A 22,379-nucleotide genomic window follows, 5' to 3' on the forward strand; every position below is an offset into this window, starting at 1 on the left:
GAGCTGCCGCCCGGACCTGCCTCCCCGCCTTGGCCACCGACAAAGAACTCAACGATTTCCTGCGTACCGTCGACCGCCGCGCCTTCAAGCGCACGGCCTACGTGGTTCGAGACGACGATGCCGCCCTGGACATCGTCCAGGACGCCATGATCAAGCTGGCCGAGAACTATTTCGACCGCCCCGCGGCCGAGTTGCCGCTGCTGTTCCAGCGCATCCTGTCGAACGCGACGATGGACTACTTCCGTCGCCAGAAGACGCGCCGGGCCGTCATGACAAATATGTCGGAGTTCGAGGGCGGCGGCGATGGCGACGGTGATTTCGACCTGCTGGAGATCCTTGAAACCCAGGAAGGCGCCATGGGCGCCTTGAGCGCCGCGGATGAGGTCAGCCGGGCGCAGATCTTGCAGCGCATCGAGACGGAAGTCGAACAGCTGCCGACGCGTCAACGCGAAGCCTTCCTGCTGCGTTACTGGGAGGAACTGGATGTTGCAGAGACCGCGTCTGTGATGGGTTGCTCGGAAGGCAGTGTCAAAACTCACTGTTCCCGCGCCGTCCATTCGCTGGCGAAGTCGCTCAAGGCCAAGGGGATCACGCTATGAAGTCGCCGTCGAAATTTTCCACCTTCCCTGCCGACCTGGATGCTCGCGTCACGCGTTTTGGCCTGCGTGTCGCTGCTGGCCTGACCGAGCGCAACGCCACACTGCCGCATGACGTGTCCGAACGTCTGCGCTTCGCACGTGAGCAAGCCTTGGCCCGCGCCGCCCAGGCCCGCGCTGCGCGCACCTCGGTAAGCACGGCCAGCCCTGGGGTGGTGCAGATGGGTTCGACGCTGGCCCTGAGCGGCGGCCCGCGCGGTGCCGGCGGCAACAACGGCCTATGGTCCAAGCTTGCGTCCGCCCTCCCGCTGCTGGCGCTGCTGGCCGGGCTGCTGTTGATGCAACAAGGCCAGATCCATGAACAGATCGTCGCCGCCGCTGAGGTGGACACGGCGCTGCTCAGCGACAACCTGCCGCCCTCCGCCTTCAGCGATCCGGGCTTCGCCGAATTCCTGAGAGACGGTCAAGAATGACCGGATGCCCATGAGCCGAGCCGCGCGGAGGCCTCCCGCCCCTCTCCGCCCGTTGATTGCCCTGCTGCTCACCGCAGCGGGGTTTTCTGCTTTTGCGCAGACACAAGACGCGGCTTCGGCGCCAGATGGCATTGCAGCAAGCGCGGCCATCTCCCCTCCCGCAGTTCGACCGGCAGCACCTGTCATGTCGCCGGTCTCCGCGCTGGCCGCCGCACCGACCTGGCAGGCACTGACGCCAGCGCAGCGCGACCTCCTCGCACCGCTGGCGAAGGACTGGGACAAGCTCGGCCCCAACCAGCGCAGCAAGTGGCTGAATGCGACGCCGCGTCTGGCCGTGCTGCCGCCTGCCGAACTCAACCGCCTGCATGAACGCATGCGTGACTGGGCCAATCTGACGCCGGGCGAGCGAGTCGATGCCCGCATCGGCTTCCAGGTGGCCAAACAGGTGGATTCCGAGCAGCGTCAGGCCAAGTGGGAGGCCTACCAGGCGCTGCCCCAGGAAAAACGCCAGGAGCTTGCCGACAAGGCCGTTGCGCGCCGTCAGGCCCAGACCAAGGCCGCCAGCCCGGTGGCCAAGCCGCTGACTGCGGTGCCCAAGTCCAATATCGTGCCCGCGGCGCCCAAGCTCGTCACGCCGACACCCGTGACAGGCAGTCTCATCCAGGCCAAGCCGGGTGCTACGACGGTCCTGATCACGCGCGGCCTCGTCCTGCCGGCCCACCACGCAGCGGGTGAGACCAAGGTGGTGGCCGATCCGGCCCTGGTGGACCCCAAGACGCTGCTGCCAAAATCGCTGAAGGCGCCACCCGCGTCCGTACCGCGCACATGACGGCGTTGGTCGACACGAACGCCGCGCCTGCGGGCCTGGCGAGACGTTTCGCGGCCTTTCTCTACGAAGGCGTACTGCTGTTCGGCGTGGTCTTCTTCGCCGGCTTCCTCTACTCGGTGCTGACGCGCCAGCAGCATGCGCTGGAGGGTCGCACGGGCATGGCGGTGAGCCTTTTCATCGTGCTGGGCCTGTACTTCGTCGGCTTCTGGACGCGCACGGGTCAGACGCTGGCGATGAAGACCTGGCATCTGCGCGTCACCGACGCCGCCGGCCGGCCGCTGCGCTGGGGCCGTGCGTTGCTGCGCTACTGCTTGAGCTGGCTGTGGTTCCTGCCGGCGCTGATCAGCGTCTGGGCGCTGGGCCTGCACGGCGGCGGCGCCATCATCGGCAGCCTGCTGGCCGGCATCGCCGGCTACCTGCTGATTGCACGCCTGCACCCGCAGCGACAATTCCTGCACGACGCCCTCTGCGGTTCGCGCGTCATCACCCAACTTCCCGTGCGCTCATGAGCGCAGCGCCGGGCCGTCCCAAGCAAACTCGCTCCCGCCTGGCGGGACAAGGCCGCAGGCCTAAGGGTGCCCCATGACCAACCCGCACAAGGGCCGGACCGGCCTGGACCGCATCATCCACGCCGCCGGCTATTCCTGGGCCGGTCTCAAGGCCGCCTACACCGGCGAGAGCGCCTTCCGCCAGGAAACCTGGCTCTGCATCATTGCCGCGCCGCTGGCGTTCTGGTTGGCCAACACCTGGGAGCAAGCGGCGCTGCTGCTGGGCTCGCTGCTGCTGCTGCTCATCGTCGAGTTGCTGAACTCCGCCATTGAAGCGGTTGTTGACCGTGTGTCCTTCGAGCGGCATGAGCTGTCCAAGCGCGCCAAGGACATTGCCAGCGCCGCCGTGCTGATGGCGCTGGTGCTTGCTGGCGGCATCTGGGCCGCCGCCGTCTGGCAGCACCTGCGCTGAGGCAACGCAGCCCCCACGCGCATTTCATGAGCTGCCCCCGAGGGGGCGCGTCAGCGCCTTCGGACGGCCGGGCGGCACTGACATGCCACAGTCGGGCCATGCAGGCCCGCGGTTTCAAGCTGATCCCCAGCCACGTCGACGGCGTCGAGGTGGTCGTGGCCGACTCGGCACTGGCCTTCGGCCGCCACACCCATGACGAGTTCGGCATTGGCCTCATCGAGCGAGGCGCGCAGAAATCGGCCAGCGGGTGCGGTGTCGTCGAGGCTGGTGCGGGCGACCTGATCACGGTCAACCCCGGCGAGGTGCACGACGGCACGCCCTTTGATGCGAGCGGGCGGTGCTGGCGCATGCTCTATGTCGATCCGGCCCGGCTGCTGGATGCGGCAGCGGACATCGCGCCAGGTTCATCGTTTGAGTTCAAGGCGCCCGTCATTCGTGATGCCCTCATGACGGCACGCTTTCGCGCCCTGTTCGACGCGGTCACCACGGACGACGCGTTGCACTCCGACGCCGAACTGCTGACGCTGACCGCGCGGCTTCTCAAGCCCTCTTCGGTAGAGCGCCCCGCCGTGAGTGCCGGTGTCACCGCCGCGCGCGAGCGCATTGACGACGATCCCGCTGCCGTACTGACGCTATCAGGCTTGGCCACCGACGCGGCGATGAGCCGCTACCAGTTCCTGCGCGCGTTCACACGGCTGACCGGCCTGCCACCTCACGCCTATCTGCTGCAACGCCGCGTGCAGCGTGCCCGCCGGTTGGTGCGTGAGGGCCTGTCGCTGGCAGAGGCCGCCGCGGCCAGCGGATTCGCGGACCAGAGCCACATGACACGCTGCTTTGTGCGCAACTTCGGTCTGACGCCTGGGATGCTGGCGCGCAGCCGCTGAAATTTCGTTCAAGACCCACTGGCCGCATCCGCCGCAGCATGGCGCCTCCATCAAGGAGTGCCCCATGAACCTCGAATTCCTGACCGTGTCCCTGCTCGTTGTCGCCTCACCGGGCACGGGTGCGGCCGTCACCATCGCCACCGGCCTATCGCGCGGCGCGCGCATGGCCGTCATCGCGGCTTTCGGCTGCACGCTCGGCGTCGTGCCCCACATGCTGGCGGCCATCACGGGCCTGGCGGCGCTGTTGCATGCAAGCAGCCTGGCCTTCGAGGCCGTCAAGTTCGCCGGCGTGGCCTATCTGCTCTACATCGCCTGGATGACCTGGCGCGAACAGGGGGTGCTGAAGGTCGAAGCCGATGGCACCACTCGATCCGATGGGGAGGTCATTCGCCACGCTGTGCTCGTGAACCTGCTCAATCCCAAGCTGTCCATGTTCTTCCTGGCCTTCCTGCCGCAATTCATCGCCAAGGACGAAGCAGCGCCGACGCTGGCGATGTTGCAGCTCTCGGCCCTCTTCATGGCCATGACCTTCGGGGTGTTCGCCCTTTACGGCGCGTTCGCCGCACGCATGCGCGAGCATGTGCTCGGCAGCGAGACCGCGATGGCCTGGCTGCGCCGCAGCTTTGCAGCGACCTTCGTCGCCCTGGGCGCGAAGCTCGCGCTGACGCAGCGTTAGACGGCGGCTTCGTCCGTCTCGCCGGTACGGATGCGCACCACTTGCTCGACCGGCAGCACGAAGATCTTGCCGTCGCCGATCTTGCCGGTCTTGGCGGCCTTCAGGATGGCGTCGATGCAGCGGTCGACCTCGTCGTCCTTCACGACGACCTCGACCTTGACCTTGGGCAGGAAGTCGACGACGTATTCAGCGCCGCGATAGAGCTCGGTGTGCCCCTTCTGGCGGCCAAAACCCTTGACTTCGGTGACCGTCAGGCCCGACGCGCCTACTTCGGCCAGCGCCTCGCGCACTTCGTCGAGCTTGAAGGGTTTGATGATGGCGGTGATTTGCTTCATTGCGAGCGCTCCAGTTTGCGAGGTTCACCCAAGTTTACGCACGGAACCTGGAGGTGATGGGATATCTCCAGTCGCGACCAAAGCCGCGGTGGGTGATGCGGATGCCCACTGGCGCCTGGCGGCGCTTGTACTCGTTGATCTTGATCAACCGGGTGACGCGCTCGACGTCCTCCGGCTTGAAACCGGCGGCAACAATTTCGGCGATCGACTGATCCTGCTCCATGTAGCGGGCCAGGATGGCGTCCAGCACCGCGTAGGGCGGCAGGCTGTCCTCATCCTTCTGGTCGGGGCGCAGCTCGGCCGAGGGCGGACGGGTGATGATGCGGTCGGGGATGATCTCGGCGCCTTGCGCATTGCGCCAGCGGGCGAGGCGGAACACCAGGGTCTTGGCCACGTCCTTGATGACGGCAAAGCCGCCCGCCATGTCGCCATAGAGCGTGCAGTAGCCGGTGGCCATCTCGCTCTTGTTGCCGGTCGTCAGCACGATGCTGCCGAACTTGTTGGACAGCGCCATCAGCAGCGTGCCGCGGATGCGGGCCTGGATGTTCTCCTCGGTGGCATCCAGCGGCAGGCCCTTGAACTCCTCGGCCAGCGTGGTGTTGAAGGCATCGAACATCGGCACGATGGACTTCTCGTCGTAGCGCACCCCCAGGCGCTCGGCCATGTCGCGAGCGTCGATCCAGGAGATGTCGGCCGTGTAGGGCGAAGGCATCATCACGGTGCGCACCTTGTCGGCACCCAACGCATCCACAGCGATGGCCAGCACCAGGGCCGAGTCAATGCCCCCCGACAAGCCGATCAGCGCGCCCGGGAAGCCGTTCTTGCCGAGGTAGTCGCGCACGCCGGTCACCAGGGCCTGCCAGACCTGTGCCTCGTACTCGGGCAAAGGGGTGATGCCGCCCTTCAGCCGACCGGCGTCCAACTCCAGCATGGTCAGCGCCTCCTCGAACATCGGCGCGCGCATGGCCAGTTCGCCGTCGGCCTGCACGGCAAAGGACGCGCCGTCGAAGACCATCTCGTCCTGCCCGCCCACCAGGTGGGCGTAGAGCAGCGGCAGGCCCACGGCGCGGGCGCGCTCGGCCATGTGGGCCTCGCGCTCCTCGACCTTGCCGATGTGGAAGGGCGAGGCATTGATGACGCAGAGCAGCTCCGCACCTGCGGCCTTGGCGGCCGCGGCGGGTTCCTCGAACCAGGCGTCCTCGCATATCAGTAGGCCCACACGGTGGCCTCTGACGTCGACAACCACGGCACCGAGCCCTGCATCCCTGCCGGAGTAGAAATAGCGCCGCTCGTCGAAGACCTGGTAGTTGGGCAGCTCGCGCTTGGCATAGCTGGCGACGACCTGGCCGCCCGCGAGCACCGAGGCGACGTTCAGGCAGGGTGGCAGCGACCAGCTGCGCTCCCGCACCGCCCCTCCCTCGCGCTCGCGCGGGTGTCCAACCACGACATGTAGCCCTTCGCAGCCCGCCAGCTCAGCCGCGATGCGCTGCAACTGCTCGTCGCAGGCCTCAAGAAAGGCCGGGCGCAGCAGCAGGTCCTCGGGCGGATAGCCGCACAGCGCCAACTCGGGCGTGACGAGCAGATCAACCCCAGCCGTGTGCGCCGCGCGCGCTTGGGCAATGATGCGGTCCGCGTTGCCCACCAGATCGCCGACGACGACATTGATCTGGGCCAGGGCAATCTTCAAGGGCGAGGGCATGGGCGACAGCGATTCAGAACACGAGAGCAGCATTGTCATTCGGGTCGACGCTTCACCCGACGCCTTGCCGCAAGACCATTGGGACGCCCTGCTTTCTGCCCAGGCGCGGCCCACGCCCTTCATGCGCCTGGCCTATCTGCGCGCCCTGCATGCCAGCGGCAGCGCCGGGGCCGGCACGGGCTGGCAGCCGCAGTTCGTTTCGCTGTGGCGGGGCGAGGAGCTGCTGGCGGCCTGCCCGGCCTATCTGAAGACCCACAGCTATGGCGAATACGTCTTCGACTGGGCCTGGGCCGACGCCTACCAGCGCCATGGGCTGAGCTACTACCCCAAGCTGCTGGTGGCCGTGCCCTTCACGCCCGTGCCGGGCAGCCGGCTCTTGGCCGTGGACGATGAAGCACGGGCACTGCTGGCGCAGGCGCTGCGGGCCCTGGCCAGGGAGACTGAGGCGTCGTCCCTGCACGTGCTGTTCGGCGATGAGGCTGACCAGGCGGCGCTTTCAGCAGCCGGCTGCATGGCAAGGGCTGGCGTGCAGTTCCATTGGACGGCCGAGGGCGACGCCTACTTCACGGCCTTTCTCTCGCGCCTGCAGCGCGACAAGCGCAAGAAGATCCAGCAGGAGCAGCGCCGCGTGCGCGAAGCGGGTGTCCTGTTCGAGGCAAACGCCGGCAACGCTATCAGCGTCGAGGACTGGGACTTCTTCTACCGCTGCTACCAGCAGACCTACCGCGAACACCACAGCACGCCCTATCTGAGCCGCGACTTCTTCGCCCGCATGGCCAGCGACATGCCCGAGCATTGGCTGATGTTCACGGCGCTGCGGGCGGGCGAGCGCGTCGCCACCTCGCTGATCGCGCTGGACCCCGAACGCCGCGCCGCCTTCGGCCGTTACTGGGGCGCCGTCGAGCACATCCCCAACCTGCATTTCGACGCCTGCTATTACCAGCCGCTGGCCTGGTGCATAGACAACGGCTACCAGCGCTTCGAGGGCGGTGCCCAGGGCGAGCACAAGATGGCGCGCGGCCTGATGCCGACGCCGACCGCGTCCAGCCACTGGCTGGCCCACCCCTCCTTTGCCGATGCCGTCAATGACTTCCTGGCACGCGAGGGCGAAGCGATGGCGGGCTATATCGACGAGCTGGGCGAGCACCAACCGTTCAAGTCAGTGCCTTGAACCCGGCCATGGCCGATCTCAGGGTCGAGCCACTCCGCCCAGCCGACGCCTGGCCACCCGCCCCACCACCAGCAGGCCCGCCAGCAACATCGCGTAGCTCTCGGGCTCGGGCACGGCGGCGGTGAAGTTCAGGTTCAGCGCATTGCCGGTGGCCGCCACCGACCAGTGGCCGCCCATCAGCGAATTGGCGAAACCGCTGCCGTCGATGCTGAACTCTTTGGCCGAGAAGCCCAGGATGCCGCCGCTCGCGTAGGCCAGGGTGTAGCTGTGATTGTGCTGGGCGTCGAAACCGGCCAGCAGCCCCGCGCCGCCGTTCGCCAGCAGCGACTTCAACGTGACGGTGAACGGGTTGGCCGCGCTGGCGTCCAGGCTCAGCGTGCCGCCGACGCTCAGCAGGTCGTACCCCAGCCCGGCGGCGGCGCTGGCATTGGCGATCTCCCACAGATAGCTGGCGCCCTCGGCAAACGTCGCGTTGCCCGCCACGCTCAACTGGCCCGGCGAGTTGCCGGGCGCGAGCTTGCCGGCCAGCACCAGGCTGCCCAGTGCACCGCTGCCGCCCAGCGAGGCGCCCGCGTCGACGCTGAAGGCGCTGCTCAGCGACGAGCCGTTGAGCGTCAGTTCGCCAGCCTGCACCCGGGTCGTGCCGGTGTAGGTGTTGATGCCACTGAGCACCTGGGTGCCCGTGCCCTCCTTGACGAAGTTGCCGGTGGATTCGCTGTTCGCCAGCACGCCGGAAAAGTGGCCCGACCCATTGCCCACGCCAAAGGTGAAGGCGGAGTAGCCGGAGCCGCCATAGCCGGACTTGATGCGGCCGGCGCCGCTGAGCGCATCGACGCGCACGTTGGCCTCGTCGCCGTCGAAGACGGCACCGGCGGCCACGTTCAGCCCGCTCTTGTTGAGGGTCCAGTCCTCGTTGGCGTAGGAGCCGCCGACCAAGGTGCCGCCCTGCACGTCGATCAGCCCGCCCTGTTCCATCGCGAAGCGGGCCCGGGTCTGCGCCCAGCGAGCCGTGCCGGCGCCGCTCTTGCGCAGCACGCCGGCGCCGACGAACTGCACGTCCACCGCGCCGTTGCGGGAGCCCTGGTCCACCTGCAGATCCAGCACCGCGCCGCGGCTGATGCTGTAGCCGCTGGTGCGCAGCGCGCCCTCCTGCACCAGCCGGCCGGCCTCCACGCTGGTGGGGCCGGTGTAGCTGTGGTCGCCGATCAGGCGCAGCGTGCCCGCGCCCTGCTTGTAGAGGCTGCCGCTGCCGGCGATCACGCCCTCGTACAGCGTGTCATCGCTGCGCGCAAACACCAGGGCCGCGTTGTTGACGATGCTGCGGGTGGCCAGCGAGCCCTGCGTGCCACCATCGCCCACGCGCACGGTGCCGGCTTCGATGCTGAGGACGCCGGTGAAGCTGTTGGCGCCGGTGAGGGTCTGAGTGCCGCTGCCGACCTTGGTGAAGTTGCCGATGCGCTCGCCAGAGGTGTTGGTGCTGGTGTTGGCCAGCACCCCGGCAAAGCTGCCCGAGCGATCCGCCACGCCGAACACGAAGCTGCTGTAGCCGGCGCCCGGATAGCCCGATTCAATGCGCCCCTCGCCGCTCAGCGCGCCGACACGCACATTGGCCTCCACCCCGTAGAAGGCCCCGCCCTTGCCGACGCGCAGATCGGCCTGGTTGTCGACCCAGGATTCGTTGCCGAAGGAGCCCCCCACCAGCGAGCCCTCCACGACATCGATCAGGCCGCCGGCGCCCATGGCAAAGGTGGCAGCGCTGCGGCTCCAGACGATGTGGCCCAGGCCGATCTTGCGCAGCACACCAGTGCCGATGAAACGGGTGTCACGCTCGAAGTCACGCGGCGGGTCGTATTTGCCGGTCACCAAGAACTCGAGCGCACCGCTGCCGCCGATATTGAACTCGCCGGACTGGGTGGTGGAGTACACCTGCAGCCTGCCGCCGCTGATCTCGGTGGCGCCGGTGTAGAGCTGTGGCTCGCTCATAGCCAGGACGCCGGGGCCCATAAAGTGCACGCTGCCTTCGCCGCTGAGGGTGGCGTTGTATCCATTGGCGCCGCCGAGATTGAAGACGACCATGCCGCCCTTGGCCACCGTGGCGGCACCGTTGAGCCAGCCCCAGCTGCCGTCGGGGTTGCCCATGAAGTCGAAGACGTCGCCGCCGCGGCCGACCTGCAGCGTGCCGGCGATGTTCAGCGAGCCCCCCGTCCTCAGAGCCATCTCGCCGCCGAGAACCTGCGTGTAGCCGGCGGCAATGGAGAGTGGGCCAGACACCTCGACCTTGCCGGATAGCAGGTTGAAGCTGCCAGCGTTGGGGCTGCCCAGCACCAGGCCGCCCATCAGAGACAGCGTGCCGCGGTTGTTGATGCTGCCGCCGGCGGAGTCCATGGCAATGCTGGTGGTGTTGCCGCGCGTGTCGGGCATCAGCATCAGGCTGCCGTTGTTGTCGATCACGCCATGGTTGCTGAGCTTGCCGGAAATAATCAGCAGGCCGAAGTTGCTGATCAAGCTGTCGGGATGCGCCTGACTGCGCGGCTCGTTGACGCTGTAGCTGCAGGTCGCCTTGGTGGTGCCCAAATCGAAATCGCCGTGCTTATCGTCACAGCCCACCTGCACCGCCTTCTGCTCCTTGTGGTTCAGCTGATCCCAGATGTAGGTATCGCGCTTGCCCACCCTTTCGGTCCAGTGCTCGACAAAGGCCTTTTCGTTGTACAGCGTGCCATCGTTGCCCACCTGCAGCACGCCACCCGATGCGATCTCGATCTGGGCGCCGTGGGTGTTGTCGATGCGGCCGCCGCCCGCCACCGTGAGGCTGGCGCCCGCGACCAGCAGCGCGCGTGCGTAGTCGCCGTTGTCCATGCGGCTGCCGCTGCCGCTGATGTCAGTGCTGCTGCCAGACGCAAAAGTGGTCAGCACGCCGCGCCCGCGATTCTTCAGCACCGCGCCGGCGTGGTAGTTGGTCTGGCCGCCGGCCGAGAACTGGTCGATGGGGCCAGAGCCGCCCTGCAGCACGGTGGTGGTGCGCACGCCATTGATCTGGGTCGAGCCTGAGTACACGTCCAGCTTGGCCAGGCTGGCATTGCTCTCGGTCTGGTAGAGGCAGGACTCGGTCCCGCCCAGGCTGAAGCCCGGCACGCTGATTTCGACGCCGCAGACAAAGCTGTTGCGCAGGCTCAGGTTCAGGTCGGCGCTCACCGAGGTCTTGACGCTTGCGTCGCCCAGGTAATAATTGCGCCCCGTCAGCTTGCCGACATCGCCGTCAAACCGCAGCTTGATGTCGCTGCCCAGTGCAAAGCTGACCATGCCGTCGAAATGGTTGATAAAGGACTCGCTGCCGTTGGCGTTGGTGAGGATTTCCTGCACCGGCTTGTCGAACACCAGCTTGGTGAACACCGACACCGTGGGAGCGAAGTCGAAGGCCATGTCGACCGCGGGGCCGGCATTGACGCTCAGGAAGTCGGTCTTCACGGTGACGCCGTTCTTCGACGCCTGGTAGTGCAGCGGGTTTTCGGCGCCGTAAAAGGGCGGCAGCATGCTGACCAGCTCCCAGCCGCCGCGCAGCACGTCGTTGGCGCAATGCAGGCCACCGCCGCCGACGCCCGAGCAATCGCTGTTCTTGACGGTGTCGATCAGCACGGTGCCGGCGCCGATCGAGGTCTCCTTGCCGAGGATAGGCGTCGGCACCGGCACGCCGAACATCGTGAGCATGGATTTCGCGCCGCTGTCGTAGCTGAGCAGCGGGAACTTGCCGGGGTTCAGCCCGAAATCGAAGCTGGCGCCGGTGCAGGCGATCACGCAACCCAGCACCGAGATCCTGGCGTTGAAATCGAACGTACCGGATATCGAGGCCTGCACGCTGGGCAAATAGGGCGTCAGCTTGGCGGCGGCGCCGAGGGTGTCGCGCGCGCTGACGGTGAAGATCTGCTTGCTGATCAAGCTGTTGGTGTCGGGCAGCGTCAGCAAAGGCGTGAAGCTCTGGCTGAAATCCAGCGAACCGCCGCGCGCGCTGGACGAGACCTCCAACCCGATTCGCCCGGAGCTGCTCATACTGGCCTCGGCGCCGTAGTCGCCGAACCAGTTGCGGCTGATGCCGCCGATCTTGAACATTTCCGTTGGGTCGGCACCAGCGTAGCTACCCCATGCGGTTTGCATCAGATTGGTCGCGATCGCCGTGCCCCCGGCCGAGCCCCACAGGTTCACGCCCGTGGCGCTGAAGCTGACCGAGTCGGTGTAGCTGGCACCCTGGGCTGCCATGCCCGGTGCCAACCCCATCGCGACCAGCAGGCTGAGCCGCGACAGCGCCGGCATCACGCGGATAGGGTGCTGTTGGCGGGCAGGCTTGGTCTTGCCGGACTGACGTGTCTTCATGGTGGCTCTCCCCAAAGGTGATGCTGGCCGCCAGCGATCCCGCTGCGCAGCGCTCGTCTCCCCGAGCAGACGTGACTTTCTCCGCACTTCGGTCGCCGCACCTTTGCCAAACCGCAGCGAACCTGTGCTGGTTCGTCGCCTGGCGAAAATAACCAGATGTAAACAGTCTGCAAAGACAGTTGACAATCGCCGCAATGAGTGCGCCCTTCACCATGCAGGAAGACGCAACCCCGCCCGGGGCGGCCCGCCTGCTGTTGATCGACGATGCGCCCGAGCAGTTGCGCCAGCTCAACGATCTGCTGGCCCGCCACTACCGGCTGCTCCATGCCGCCGACGGGCTCAGCGGCTTTCACCGCGCCCAGGCGCAGCGGCCCGACCTGATCCTCCTGGACCTGCTGATGCCTGGCATGGACGGCCACGCCGTGTGCCGGCTACTGAAGGCCGATGCGGCCACCTGTGAGATCCCGGTGATCTTTCTCTCTGCCCAGGCGAGCGCGCAGCAACGGCTGGACGGCTTGCGCCTGGGGGCGGTGGACTACATCGCCAAGCCCTTTCTGGCCGACGAGGTGCTGGCGCGGGTCTACGTCCATCTGCCGCGCGCCAAGACCGCGCCGGGGCGCTGCGATGGCGCACACGACCCCGAACTGGCCTTCGTCAACGCAGCTACCCAGCTCATTGGCGAGCAGTTGGAGGACCTGCCCTCGGTGGGCGACCTGGCCGAGCGCCTGGGCTTGAGCGAGCGACGCCTGTCCACGCTGTTTCGCAGGCACCTCGGCCTGACGGTGTCGGGTTTCATCAGCGAGGAGCGCATCCGCGTCGGCTGCCACCTGCTGGCCGCCACGCCCATGAGCGTGCAGGACATTGCCTTCGACGTGGGTTTCACCACGGCGTCCAACTTCTCCACCGCCTTCCGCGAGCGACTGGGGCTGACGCCGCAGGCTTGGCGCCAGCTGCAGCGCGACGGCGGCGCCTCTTGATCCGGCGCTGGCTGTACCGATTCTTCTGTATCGCGCTGAGCCTGGCGGCCTGGGCGCCGCTGCACGCGCAGCCCGCACCTCAGCCGGCCTGGCAGCTGCTTGAAGACCCTGGTGGCACCCTGACGCTGGACGACGTACAGGCGCGAGCCGGCGAGTTCAAGCCCCACCAACCGACCGGCCATCTGCGCACCCCCGGCTACACGCGCACCGCGCTGTGGGCCCGGCTGGAGCTGCCCGCCAACGCCCAGCCGGAGACGCTCTGGCTGGTGATGACGCTGACGCGCATCGAGCACGCGCAGCTGTGGGTCCAGGCGCCCGACGGGCAATGGCGCTACACGCAAGCTGGCCTGCGGGTGCCTCACGAGCAATGGCCGCTGGACACCAGCGACGTGAGCTTCGAGCTGCGCCCGGAGCCCGGCCGGCCGCTGCGCCTGATGCTGCGCGAGTCGGGCCGCACCTACGCCTCCTTCGACGCGCTGCTGTGCCGGCCGCGCGACTGCTTCGCTGAAAACCGCGACACCACCCTGGCCATCGCCGTGCTGGCCGGCAATCAGATGCTGGCCGCCGCAGGCTATCTGCTGCTGTTCTTCTTCTGGCGCCGGGCGGCCTTCGCGCTGATGGCGGGCTCGGTCGCCGCCTACGGGCTCTACGAGCTGAGCCTGCACGGCCTGAGCTTTCAATACCTGTGGCCCAACGCCACCGGCTGGGCGCCGCGCAGCCTGGTGGTGCTGATGGGCACGGCGCAGCTGCTGAACTCGCTGGCCGTGGCCGCCATCCTGCCACTGCGCCGCGCCACGGCCGCGCTGCGCTGGGCGCTGACCGCTGTGTGGCTGGCCATCGCTGTCGCGCTGTTGACGGCGCTCTGGGGCGACTACAAGGCCATGGCACCGCTCGTCAATGGCCTGACGGGGCTGTGCGGCCTGCTGACCCTGGTGCTGGCCGGCTGGGCCTGGTGGCGTCGCCTGCCGTTGGCCGGCTGGGCCGCGCTGGTGATGGCGTCTGCGGTGGTGGGCGCGCTGCCGCGTTACGCCTATGTGCTGGGCTGGCTGGAGCTGGGGCCGGTGATGTGGCTGACCACGCCCGTCGTGCTGCTGCTGTCGCACCTGATCCTGCTGATGGCCCTGGTGCAGCAGGTGGTGCAGCAGCGCCGCGCCGAGCTGGCCGCGCAGGCGCAGCTGCTGCAGGAGCGGGCCGCGCGCAGCCAGGAGCTGGAGCGGCAGGTGGCACAGCGCACCGGCGAGTTGCGCGATGCGCTGCAGGAGGCCCGCAGCCAGCACCAGCAGCGCAGCCGCCTGCTGGCCTTCATTGGCCACGACCTGCGCGCACCGCTGGCCGCGACGGTGAGCTATCTGCGCCTGCTCGGCGGCGGCGGCCGGCGCGACCAGCAACTGCGCGCCAGCGTGGAGCACAGCGTGGGCTACCAGTTGGCGCTGATCGACGAGCTCGTCGAGTTCTCGCGCGGCGAGCTGCAGGAGCTGGACCTGGTGCCCGCTCCGCTCTACATCCACGGCCTGCTGCACGAGCTGGCAAAGCAAGGCGAGCTGCTGGCGCGCCAGCACCGCAACGCCTTTCGGGCAGGCATAGACCCGGAATTGCCGGCCGTGGTGCTGGCCGACGCCAAGCGCCTGCGCCAGGTGCTGCTCAACCTCTTGTCCAACGCCGCCAAGTTCACTACCGGCGGTCAGATCGAACTGAGCGTCATGCCAAGCATTACGGCGCCGGGCGTCTGGTGCTTCGAAGTGGCTGACACCGGCAGCGGCATTGCGCCCGCGGACCAGGCCCGGCTGTTCGAACCCTTCTGGCAAGCTCCGCCGCAAGAGAATCAGCGCGCCGAGGCTGGCTCGGGCCTGGGCCTGGCGGTGGCCAAACACATCGTCGAGGCCATGGGCAGCCAGATCGAACTGCACAGCGCCGTGGGCCAGGGCAGCCGCTTCTCGTTCTTGCTGCCGCTGAGCGCAGGTCGCGCCGAGGAGGTCCTGATGCCCGCCGACGGCGTCACACCTGTCGAGACCGCCGAGACCGACCTGCTTGCGCTGCTGATCGACGCGCCGCAGGGCCATGCCGACCGCGTCGCCGAACTGCTATTCGCCGCCAACGTCGAGGTGCTGCGGCCCGCGCCCGGCGCGCTGCTTGCGCCGGCGGATCTGCTGCTGTGCGACCCCTGCCTGCTGGATGCAGACGGCCTTGCACAGGTGCAGCACTGGCGTGCCAGCGGTGCGTCACGCCGGTGCATCGCCCTCGTCGATCGCCCGCTCGCATCCGAACTGGCGGGCCTGTTCGACGCCACGCTCTACAAGCCGGTCAACGCCGCCGCCTTGCTGGCCGAGCACTTCAGCCCCGCGGCGACGCCATGAAAAAGAGCGCCTCAGACCCGCTCAGGCGCTCTTCAACGGCCGGACGGCCCGCTCTTACTTCGGCAGGTCCTTGGCGTAATTCGCCAGGCCTTCAGTAATCTCGGACTTGGCCTTCTCCGGGCCTTCCCAGCCCTTGACCTTGACCCACTTGCCCTTCTCCAGGTCCTTGTAGTGCTCGAAGAAGTGCTGGATCGCGGACAGGCGGGCCGGGTTCACGTCTTCGATCTTCTGCCAGTGGTCGTACATGGGCAGGATCTTGCTGGTGGGCACGGCCAGCAGCTTGGCGTCGCCACCGGCCTCGTCGTCCATCATCAGCACGCCCAGGGGGCGGCAGGTCACGACGACGCCGGGCGTCAGCGCGAAGGGGGTGATGACGAGCACGTCGACCGGGTCACCGTCGTCCGCCAGCGTCCTGGGGATGTACCCGTAGTTGCACGGGTAGTACATAGGCGTCGTCAGGAAGCGGTCGACGAACAGCGCACCGCTCTCCTTGTCCACCTCGTACTTGATCGGGTCGGCATTCATCGGGATTTCGATGATGACGTTGAACTCGTCAGGCACCTTGGCGCCGGGGGTCACGTTGTGCAGGCTCATGGTCGTCTTTTAGGGCTAAGGAAAACCCGCATTCTAGGTTTCCCCAACATCGCTGGTAAACGTGCAACCCGGCCGTCAAACCCGGCCCTTAAGCTCGGCCGCCGAGCCCCGGCATACCCTGCCGCGGGCCACAGATGACACGCTAAACAGGAGACTCATACATGTCGACAGAAGTGGCGCTGTATTTCGCGCTGGCTTGCGGCCTCGCGGCCGTTCTTTATGGCTTCATCCAACGAAGCTGGATCCTGAGTCAGGATGCGGGCAATGCCCGCATGCAGGAGATCGCCGCGGCGATCCAGCAAGGTGCCGCCGCCTACCTCGGCCGGCAGTACCGCACCATCGGCATCGTCGGCGTCGTGCTGGCCATCGCCATCGCGGTGTCGGGCCTGGGAACGACGACGGCCATCGGCTTCGTCATCGGCGCGGTGCTGTCGGGCATCTGCGGCTTCATCGGCATGAACATCTCGGTGCGCGCCAATGTGCGCACCGCGCAGGCAGCCTCCAAGGGCATTGGCCCGGCGCTGGATGTCGCCTTCAAGGGCGGCGCCATCACCGGCATGCTGGTGGTGGGCCTGGGCCTGCTGGGCGTCGGTGGCTTCTACATGGCCATCGGCGGCGGGCATGACAGCACGGCGCTCAAGCCCATGCTGGGCCTGGCCTTCGGCTCCTCGCTGATCTCCATCTTCGCGCGCCTGGGCGGCGGCATCTTCACCAAGGGTGCGGACGTCGGTGCCGACCTGGTGGGCAAGGTCGAGGCCGGCATCCCCGAGGACGACCCGCGCAACCCGGCAGTCATTGCCGACAACGTCGGTGACAACGTCGGCGACTGCGCCGGCATGGCGGCCGACCTGTTCGAGACCTACGCGGTCACGCTGATCGCCGCGATGGCGCTCAGCGCGTTGATGATCACCGGCAGCAGCGCGCTGGCCGGCGTCGTCTACCCGCTGGCGCTCGGCGGCGTGTCCATCATTGCCTCCATCATCGGCTGCTACTTCGTCAAGGCCAGCCCCGGCATGAAGAACGTGATGCCGGCGCTGTACAAGGGCCTGATCGTGGCCGGCGTGCTGAGCCTGATCGCCTTCTTCTTCGTCACCAAGGCGATGTTCCCCGGCCCCATCGAGCTGAGCACGGGTGGCACGACGAGCGCAATGGCCCTGTTCGGCGCCTGCGCGGTCGGCCTCGCGCTGACGGCGGCCATGGTCTGGGTGACGGAGTACTACACCGGCACCCAGTACCACCCGGTGCAGCACGTGGCGCAGGCCTCCACCACCGGGCACGGCACCAACGTCATCGCCGGCCTGGGTGTGTCGATGAAGTCCACCGCCTGGCCGGTGCTCTTCGTCTGCGCGGCCATCTACGCGGCCTTTGCCTTGGCGGGCCTGTACGGCATCGCCGTCGCGGCCACCTCCATGCTCAGCATGGCCGGCATCATCGTCGCGCTGGACGCCTACGGTCCCATCACCGACAACGCCGGCGGCATTGCCGAGATGGCCGAATTGCCGGCTTCCGTGCGTGACGTCACCGACCCGTTGGACGCCGTGGGCAACACGACCAAGGCCGTCACCAAGGGCTATGCCATCGGCTCCGCCGGCCTGGCTGCGCTGGTGCTGTTTGCCGACTACACGCACGCGCTGGAAGCGCGTGGCATGCACGAGGTGTTCTCGCTGTCCGACCACAAGGTGATCCTGGGCCTCTTCCTCGGCGGCCTGATCCCCTTCCTGTTCGCCGCGATGGCGATGGAAGCTGTCGGCCGCGCCGCCGGTGCCGTTGTCGTCGAGGTGCGCAAGCAGTTCGCCGATGGCGCCATCATGGCCGGCCAGCGCAAGCCCGACTACAGCGCCGCGGTCGACATGCTGACCACCGCCGCCATCAAGGAAATGATCGTTCCTTCACTGCTGCCCGTGGTGGCACCCATCCTGGTTGGGCTGATCCTCGGCCCGGCGGCACTGGGTGGCCTGCTGATGGGCACCATCGTGACCGGCCTCTTCGTCGGCATCTCGATGTGCACCGGCGGCGGCGCCTGGGACAACGCCAAGAAGCTGATCGAGGAAGGCTTCACCGACGACAAGGGCGTGCTGCACAAGAAGGGCTCGGAAGCGCACAAGGCCGCTGTCACCGGCGACACCGTGGGCGACCCCTACAAGGACACCGCCGGCCCGGCCGTGAACCCACTGATCAAGATCATCAACATCGTGGCCCTGTTGATCGTGCCGCTGTTGCCACTGCCTGCGGGCAGCAAGGCCCCCGAGCCCGTCGCAGCCCCGGCTGTCGTGGCGGCACCGGCGGCCAGCACCGCGGAGATGCCCGCGTCGGCCGCATCTCAGTAACACCCAGGTAAATCCCTGGCATAACGGCCCGAGAAATCAGACTTCTCGGGCCGTTTCTCCGTCTGGCCCAGGCAAAATCGCGGCTCATGGCGAGCATGGCAATCACGAGGCACGAGCTGTCGCGGCGACGCGAACAACTGCAGGATCTGCAGCGCTACCTCGCCGTGCTGGAGGCCGATCACGACGGCTCTCGCGCCAAGCTGCTCGGCTTTCGCCAGCGCTATCTCGAGGCCCTGGGCCCGCTGATGCGCGAGCTCGACGAGATCGACGCCCAGTTGCACCAGGCCACGGCCCTGTTGTCTGAGGCCTTGAAGCGCCAGGGTGTCRACGCCCCGGTGTCGGCATCCCAGCGCGCCAAGATCTGGCCCGATGTTCCCGCCCTGCCCGACGCGACGCCGCTGCCGCCCGAACCCACGGGCCCCATGACCGACCTGCCGCCGCCCAGCCTGAAAACGCTGTACCGGCGCGCGGCGATGCGTTTTCACCCCGACCTTGCGCCCTCCGGCCCGGAGCGCGAGGTCTGCGAGCAGCGCATGATGATCGTCAACGAGGCTTACGCGAACAGCGACCGCCACCGGCTGGAAACGCTGCTGCTCGCTGCGGGCGAACTGCCCGAGAAGGTCATCGGCGGCCCGGCCGACGCGGTACGCGCCTGGCTCGGCCTGTGCGAGCACCTCGTGCAGGGCCGCATCCGCGTCGTGCAGGCGCAGACCGCCTTGCTGCACAACCTGCAGATGCACCAACTGCGCATCGCCATCGAACGGGCGGAGACCGGCGGCATGCGGCCGCTGGACATCATGGCCGYGCGGCTGCGCACCCAGATCGCCGAGCGCCGCCAGGAGCTCTACATCGGCGAGCGTGTCGGCAGCGACGCCCGCATGGCAGCGGATTTCCTGCGCAAGCGCTACCAGCGGCTGACGGGGCTGGGCCTGGGCTGAGCCCGTCGTCCTGCGGGCTCAGTCGCAGCCTTGCGACTGGTCGTTCTGCGTCTGCGGGTCCGAGCTGGGATAGAAGTTCACCATGTCACCCGTAGCGCTGATCTGAGCGAACAGCAGCACAACGCCACGCCGGGTGTAGGTATCGGCAGACCAAGGGACGATGACGCCGTCCCACCAGGCGCCGTCCGACTCGGTTCTGCTGGCTGGCAGGTAGTTGTAGGGGTTCATGGTGGGGTCGTTGCCAACCGTCTTCACCGCGGCACCCACCAGGCGCAGGCTCGTGCCGCCGACCGTCGTTTCAACGAAGGTGAACGGCAGTTCACCATCCTGCCCCGCGGGGGTCGTCGTGGTGAGCACTGTGCCCGACGGCACGGGCTGGCCATTGCCATCGACATAAGCGCATTGCGCCAATCCACCGGCGGTACCGGTGACGGTGACGGTGTAGGGAGGAACGAAGGTCGACATAGGGACTTCTCTGGTTGTGGTGGGGAAAGAGGTGGCAGCTACATCTCACGCTGCCGATGCAGCCAGGCACGGCCTGCTTGCCAGTCAGGCTGGTCGACGACTCGCGGATCCAGGCATTTCTGTACTTCGAGCCAACGTTGAGTCAACTCGGCATGCGCCTGCAGCCATCCCGCGCGAAGCTGCAGCAGTTGCTGCGCCTGGCCGCAAGCCGCCTGCCTGGCGGACGCGTCAGTAGCATTCAGGTTCGCCTTGAACAATTGCAGTCGCACCGCTGCGTTCAAGGCTTCCAGGGATACGGGGCGCTTGGCCATCACGGCGGACAAGCGTTGTTCGACTCGCACCAGGGCCTGGTCGCGCGCCTCGCACGCCGGGCTTGCACAAGCAGGACTGGCCGCCAGTTCCAACAGCCGGACCGAACGAGGCAGCCAGCTGTCCAGGGGCGGCTTGCCCGGTCGCAGACCCTCCAGCTTCTGCAGCAGGGCCAAGGCCTGTACGGCGCGCGCGTCTGGCGGCAAGTCGGCCCGTTGCGCCAGCAGGTTGGCGTCAATCTCCAGGGCCAGGAAAGCCCAGCTCACATTGGCGGGGTCACCTCGCCGTAATTGATCAGCGGCTGACTTGGCTTGGCTCAGCACCGTCAAAGTGCTCAGGCCGGCCGCCATCTGGGTGTCGCTCAGATTCAGCAGCAGCCCGGTCTCGCGCTTCAACCATTCGAGGTCCGCAGGGTGCCGCTGGCGCAGCGACTGCACAGGCGGCAGCGCGCGGTTGAACGCCTGGGCAGCACCCGCATACCGCCCCGTCAACTGCAGCAGCCCGCCCAGCCAACTGACGGTATCTCCCCAATCACTCTGCAAGGCGGCGTCGTCGGGGCGTTTGGCGAGCAAGCTCTCCTTGAGCACCAGGGAATGTCTGAAAGCTTCTTCCGCCTGAGCGAATTGCCCCTGCCTCAACCACAGGCTGCCCAAGCTGTTCTCGGCATAGGACAGCTCCAGCTGCGCATCCGCGTCCTTTGCATCGGCCTGCAGCCATTTCGCGCTGACGTCGCGATAGCGGGCCCAGTGCTTCTCGGCGGGTTCGAGCTGGCGCTGGCGGAAGAACACCTCGCCTTGCCAGAATGCCGCGGCGCCCTGAGCCTTGCGCCAGGCCGCCGTCATGTCGGCCGCGGGAGGATCGCCTTGCAGCAGCTCGGTGGCCGTCTCCAGCGGCTCCTGCGCGCTCTCCAGGTCCCGCTTCGACACCCTGACCTCGCCGATCACGGTCAAGGCCTTGGCCCGTTGCAGCCGATCAGACGCACTGAGCGGCCCCGAGCTGTCCAGCACCTTCAATGCCTTGCCGCCGACGCTGTCCAGCAACTCCAGGCGGCCGATGGGGCGCAGCTTGTCGGCAAATTCACCCAGCATGAAGCTGAGCACGTCCTCCGCCTGCTGGCGCCGTGCCTGGGCCTGCTGCTCTGCCTGTTCCGCCCGGTGGGCCTGCAACAGGCTGGTGGTCGTCAGGGCCAGCAGGGCCCCCACGGCCACACCGCCGACCGCCACGGCCACGCGGTGGCGGCGCACGAACCGACCCAGCACATAGAGCCGGCTGTCCGGGCGCGCACGGATGGGTTCATGGTCCAGCCAGCGCTGCAAGTCCTCGGACAACGCCTGCGCGTTCGCGTAGCGCTGGGCTGGCGCCTTTTTCAGCGCCTTGGCGACGATGGTGTCGAGATCGCCGCGCAGATGCCGCGCCTGCCCGGCGATGACGGTGTCGTCCTGGCTGGCCGCCACGTCCGACAACCGCCGCGGCACATGCTCGACGACGGCTTTGAGCCGGTCCAGCTGCGTCTGCGTGTCGTCGGCGGTCGGGTGATGGCCGCCCAGCAGCAGATAGAGCAGCACCCCCAAGGCGTAGACATCGGTGGCCGTCGTCACGTCCGACTGCTGCACCTGCTCGGGCGCGGCGAACTGCGGTGTGAAGGCGCTGCCGGCGCGCTGCGTCAGCTCGGTGGCGGCGGCCCCCTGCTCCGCCTGGGTCGCATCGGCCAGTAGCTTGGCGATGCCGAAGTCCAGCAGCTTCACGTCGCCCTCGCGCGTCACGAGGATGTTGCTGGGCTTGAGGTCACGGTGCAGGATCAGCCGCGCATGGGCATGTGCCACGGCGCCCAGCACGTCGAGGAACAGGCGCACCCGGCCCTCGACATCGAGCTGCTGCTGGCGGCAGTAGACGTCGATGGGCTGGCCATCGACGTACTCCAGCACCAGATAGGGCTGCTGGCTCTGGTGCAGGCCGGCGTCCAGCAGGCGGGCGATGTGAGGGTGGGACAGGCGGGCCAGGATCTCGCCTTCGCGCGCGAAGCGACCCGCGTCACCACGCCCGAACAGGCCGGCCATCAGGAACTTGACCGCGACCTGGCCCTCGAAACGACCGTCGGCGCGCCGCGCCAGCCAGACTGTGCCCATGCCGCCCTGCCCCAGCTGGCGCTCCAGCAGATAGGGACCAATGGCCTGGCCGGCCAGGTCGGGCGGCGGTGTGTCGTCGGGCACCGAGGCCAACGCCTCCTGCCATTGCGCCACGACGGGCTCGCTCAGGAAGCCCTGCTGCTGCAACTCCTCGGCGCGCGCCAGCATGCGCCGCAGTTGCTCGGCTGCGTCGGCGTCCTCTGTCTGCAGCCGCTCCAGGCGATGCTCGCGGGCAGCCGGGGGCAGGTCCAGCAGCTCATCCAGCAAAGGGCTCAGGGCGAGCCAGCGTTGCCTGTCCATG

18 protein-coding genes are annotated in these 22,379 nt (G+C 67.6%); 12 read left to right on the forward strand and 6 right to left on the reverse strand.

Features of this window, described 5'->3' with window-relative positions:
- Positions 1 to 29: 29 nt before the first annotated feature.
- The 7 genes from AC1DW0_RS12255 to AC1DW0_RS12285 all read left to right on the forward strand — a co-directional run bounded on the left by AC1DW0_RS12255 (position 30) and on the right by AC1DW0_RS12285 (position 4,418).
- On the forward strand, positions 30 to 599 hold the full coding sequence (locus tag AC1DW0_RS12255; RefSeq protein ID WP_056198279.1) for an RNA polymerase sigma factor: 570 nt from the start codon (positions 30 to 32) through the stop codon (positions 597 to 599).
- The gene (locus tag AC1DW0_RS12260) at positions 596 to 1,069 is read left to right on the forward strand and encodes a DUF3619 family protein (RefSeq protein WP_082532708.1); all 474 of its coding nucleotides are present in this window, start codon (positions 596 to 598) and stop codon (positions 1,067 to 1,069) included. Before AC1DW0_RS12255 ends, AC1DW0_RS12260 begins: the two co-directional genes overlap by 4 nt.
- 184 nt (positions 1,070 to 1,253) lie before the next feature.
- Positions 1,254 to 1,898, forward strand: a complete 645-nt coding sequence (locus AC1DW0_RS12265; protein WP_056198281.1) for a DUF3106 domain-containing protein — start codon at positions 1,254 to 1,256, stop codon at positions 1,896 to 1,898.
- Complete coding sequence (locus AC1DW0_RS12270) at positions 1,895 to 2,407, forward strand: RDD family protein (protein ID WP_457349608.1); 513 nt, start codon at positions 1,895 to 1,897, stop codon at positions 2,405 to 2,407. The genes AC1DW0_RS12265 and AC1DW0_RS12270 overlap by 4 nt, the downstream gene beginning before the upstream one ends.
- Positions 2,408 to 2,480: 73 nt before the next feature.
- Positions 2,481 to 2,858, forward strand: a complete 378-nt coding sequence (locus AC1DW0_RS12275; protein ID WP_056198286.1) for a diacylglycerol kinase — start codon at positions 2,481 to 2,483, stop codon at positions 2,856 to 2,858.
- A gap of 98 nt (positions 2,859 to 2,956) precedes the next feature.
- Positions 2,957 to 3,742 (forward strand): AraC family ligand binding domain-containing protein, encoded by a 786-nt coding sequence (locus tag AC1DW0_RS12280; protein WP_457349606.1) that lies wholly within the window; start codon positions 2,957 to 2,959, stop codon positions 3,740 to 3,742.
- Between the two features lie 64 nt (positions 3,743 to 3,806).
- Positions 3,807 to 4,418, forward strand: coding sequence for a LysE family translocator (locus AC1DW0_RS12285; protein WP_056198289.1), 612 nt, complete (start codon positions 3,807 to 3,809; stop codon positions 4,416 to 4,418).
- Here AC1DW0_RS12285 and AC1DW0_RS12290 read toward each other — a convergent pair.
- Positions 4,415 to 4,753, reverse strand: coding sequence for a P-II family nitrogen regulator (locus AC1DW0_RS12290; RefSeq protein WP_056198291.1), 339 nt, complete (start codon positions 4,751 to 4,753; stop codon positions 4,415 to 4,417). The genes AC1DW0_RS12285 and AC1DW0_RS12290 overlap by 4 nt on opposite strands.
- A gap of 34 nt (positions 4,754 to 4,787) precedes the next feature.
- Positions 4,788 to 6,452: an NAD+ synthase gene (locus AC1DW0_RS12295; RefSeq protein WP_457349603.1), complete on the reverse strand. Its 1,665-nt coding sequence runs from the start codon at positions 6,450 to 6,452 to the stop codon at positions 4,788 to 4,790.
- On the opposite strand from AC1DW0_RS12295, the gene AC1DW0_RS12300 reads away from it, so the two are divergent.
- The gene (locus AC1DW0_RS12300) at positions 6,451 to 7,623 is read left to right on the forward strand and encodes a GNAT family N-acetyltransferase (protein ID WP_477946105.1); all 1,173 of its coding nucleotides are present in this window, start codon (positions 6,451 to 6,453) and stop codon (positions 7,621 to 7,623) included. The two genes, AC1DW0_RS12295 and AC1DW0_RS12300, sit on opposite strands and share 2 nt — an antisense overlap.
- A gap of 18 nt (positions 7,624 to 7,641) precedes the next feature.
- Here AC1DW0_RS12300 and AC1DW0_RS12305 read toward each other — a convergent pair whose 3' ends face one another.
- Positions 7,642 to 11,988, reverse strand: a complete 4,347-nt coding sequence (locus tag AC1DW0_RS12305; protein WP_457349601.1) for an autotransporter-associated beta strand repeat-containing protein — start codon at positions 11,986 to 11,988, stop codon at positions 7,642 to 7,644.
- A gap of 194 nt (positions 11,989 to 12,182) precedes the next feature.
- Between AC1DW0_RS12305 and AC1DW0_RS12310 the strand changes: the two genes are divergently transcribed.
- The gene (locus AC1DW0_RS12310; protein ID WP_457349599.1) at positions 12,183 to 12,965 is read left to right on the forward strand and encodes a helix-turn-helix domain-containing protein; all 783 of its coding nucleotides are present in this window, start codon (positions 12,183 to 12,185) and stop codon (positions 12,963 to 12,965) included.
- Entirely contained in the window at positions 12,962 to 15,319 is a 2,358-nt protein-coding gene (locus AC1DW0_RS12315; protein ID WP_477946107.1) for a sensor histidine kinase, read from the forward strand. The genes AC1DW0_RS12310 and AC1DW0_RS12315 overlap by 4 nt, the downstream gene beginning before the upstream one ends.
- 54 nt (positions 15,320 to 15,373) lie before the next feature.
- On the opposite strand, the gene ppa is transcribed toward AC1DW0_RS12315, so the two are convergent.
- Positions 15,374 to 15,913, reverse strand: a complete 540-nt coding sequence (gene ppa / locus AC1DW0_RS12320; RefSeq protein WP_057296199.1) for an inorganic diphosphatase — start codon at positions 15,911 to 15,913, stop codon at positions 15,374 to 15,376.
- A gap of 161 nt (positions 15,914 to 16,074) precedes the next feature.
- Here ppa and AC1DW0_RS12325 point away from each other — a divergent pair, with 161 nt between their 5' ends.
- Both AC1DW0_RS12325 and AC1DW0_RS12330 read left to right on the forward strand, forming a co-directional pair.
- On the forward strand, positions 16,075 to 18,240 hold the full coding sequence (locus AC1DW0_RS12325) for a sodium-translocating pyrophosphatase (protein ID WP_056198303.1): 2,166 nt from the start codon (positions 16,075 to 16,077) through the stop codon (positions 18,238 to 18,240).
- Positions 18,241 to 18,335: 95 nt separating this feature from the next.
- Positions 18,336 to 19,178, forward strand: coding sequence for a J domain-containing protein (locus AC1DW0_RS12330; RefSeq protein ID WP_477946110.1), 843 nt, complete (start codon positions 18,336 to 18,338; stop codon positions 19,176 to 19,178).
- 18 nt (positions 19,179 to 19,196) lie between these two features.
- Here the strand turns inward: AC1DW0_RS12330 and AC1DW0_RS12335 are convergent, their stop codons facing one another.
- Together AC1DW0_RS12335 and AC1DW0_RS12340 are read right to left on the reverse strand one after the other, a co-directional pair.
- Positions 19,197 to 19,643, reverse strand: a complete 447-nt coding sequence (locus AC1DW0_RS12335) for a hypothetical protein (protein WP_457443425.1) — start codon at positions 19,641 to 19,643, stop codon at positions 19,197 to 19,199.
- 38 nt (positions 19,644 to 19,681) lie between these two features.
- On the reverse strand, positions 19,682 to 22,378 hold the full coding sequence (locus AC1DW0_RS12340) for a serine/threonine-protein kinase (RefSeq protein WP_477946112.1): 2,697 nt from the start codon (positions 22,376 to 22,378) through the stop codon (positions 19,682 to 19,684).
- Between the last annotated feature and the right edge of the window lies 1 nt (position 22,379).

The sequence above is a fragment of the Roseateles sp. P4_D2 genome, assembly GCF_056401875.1.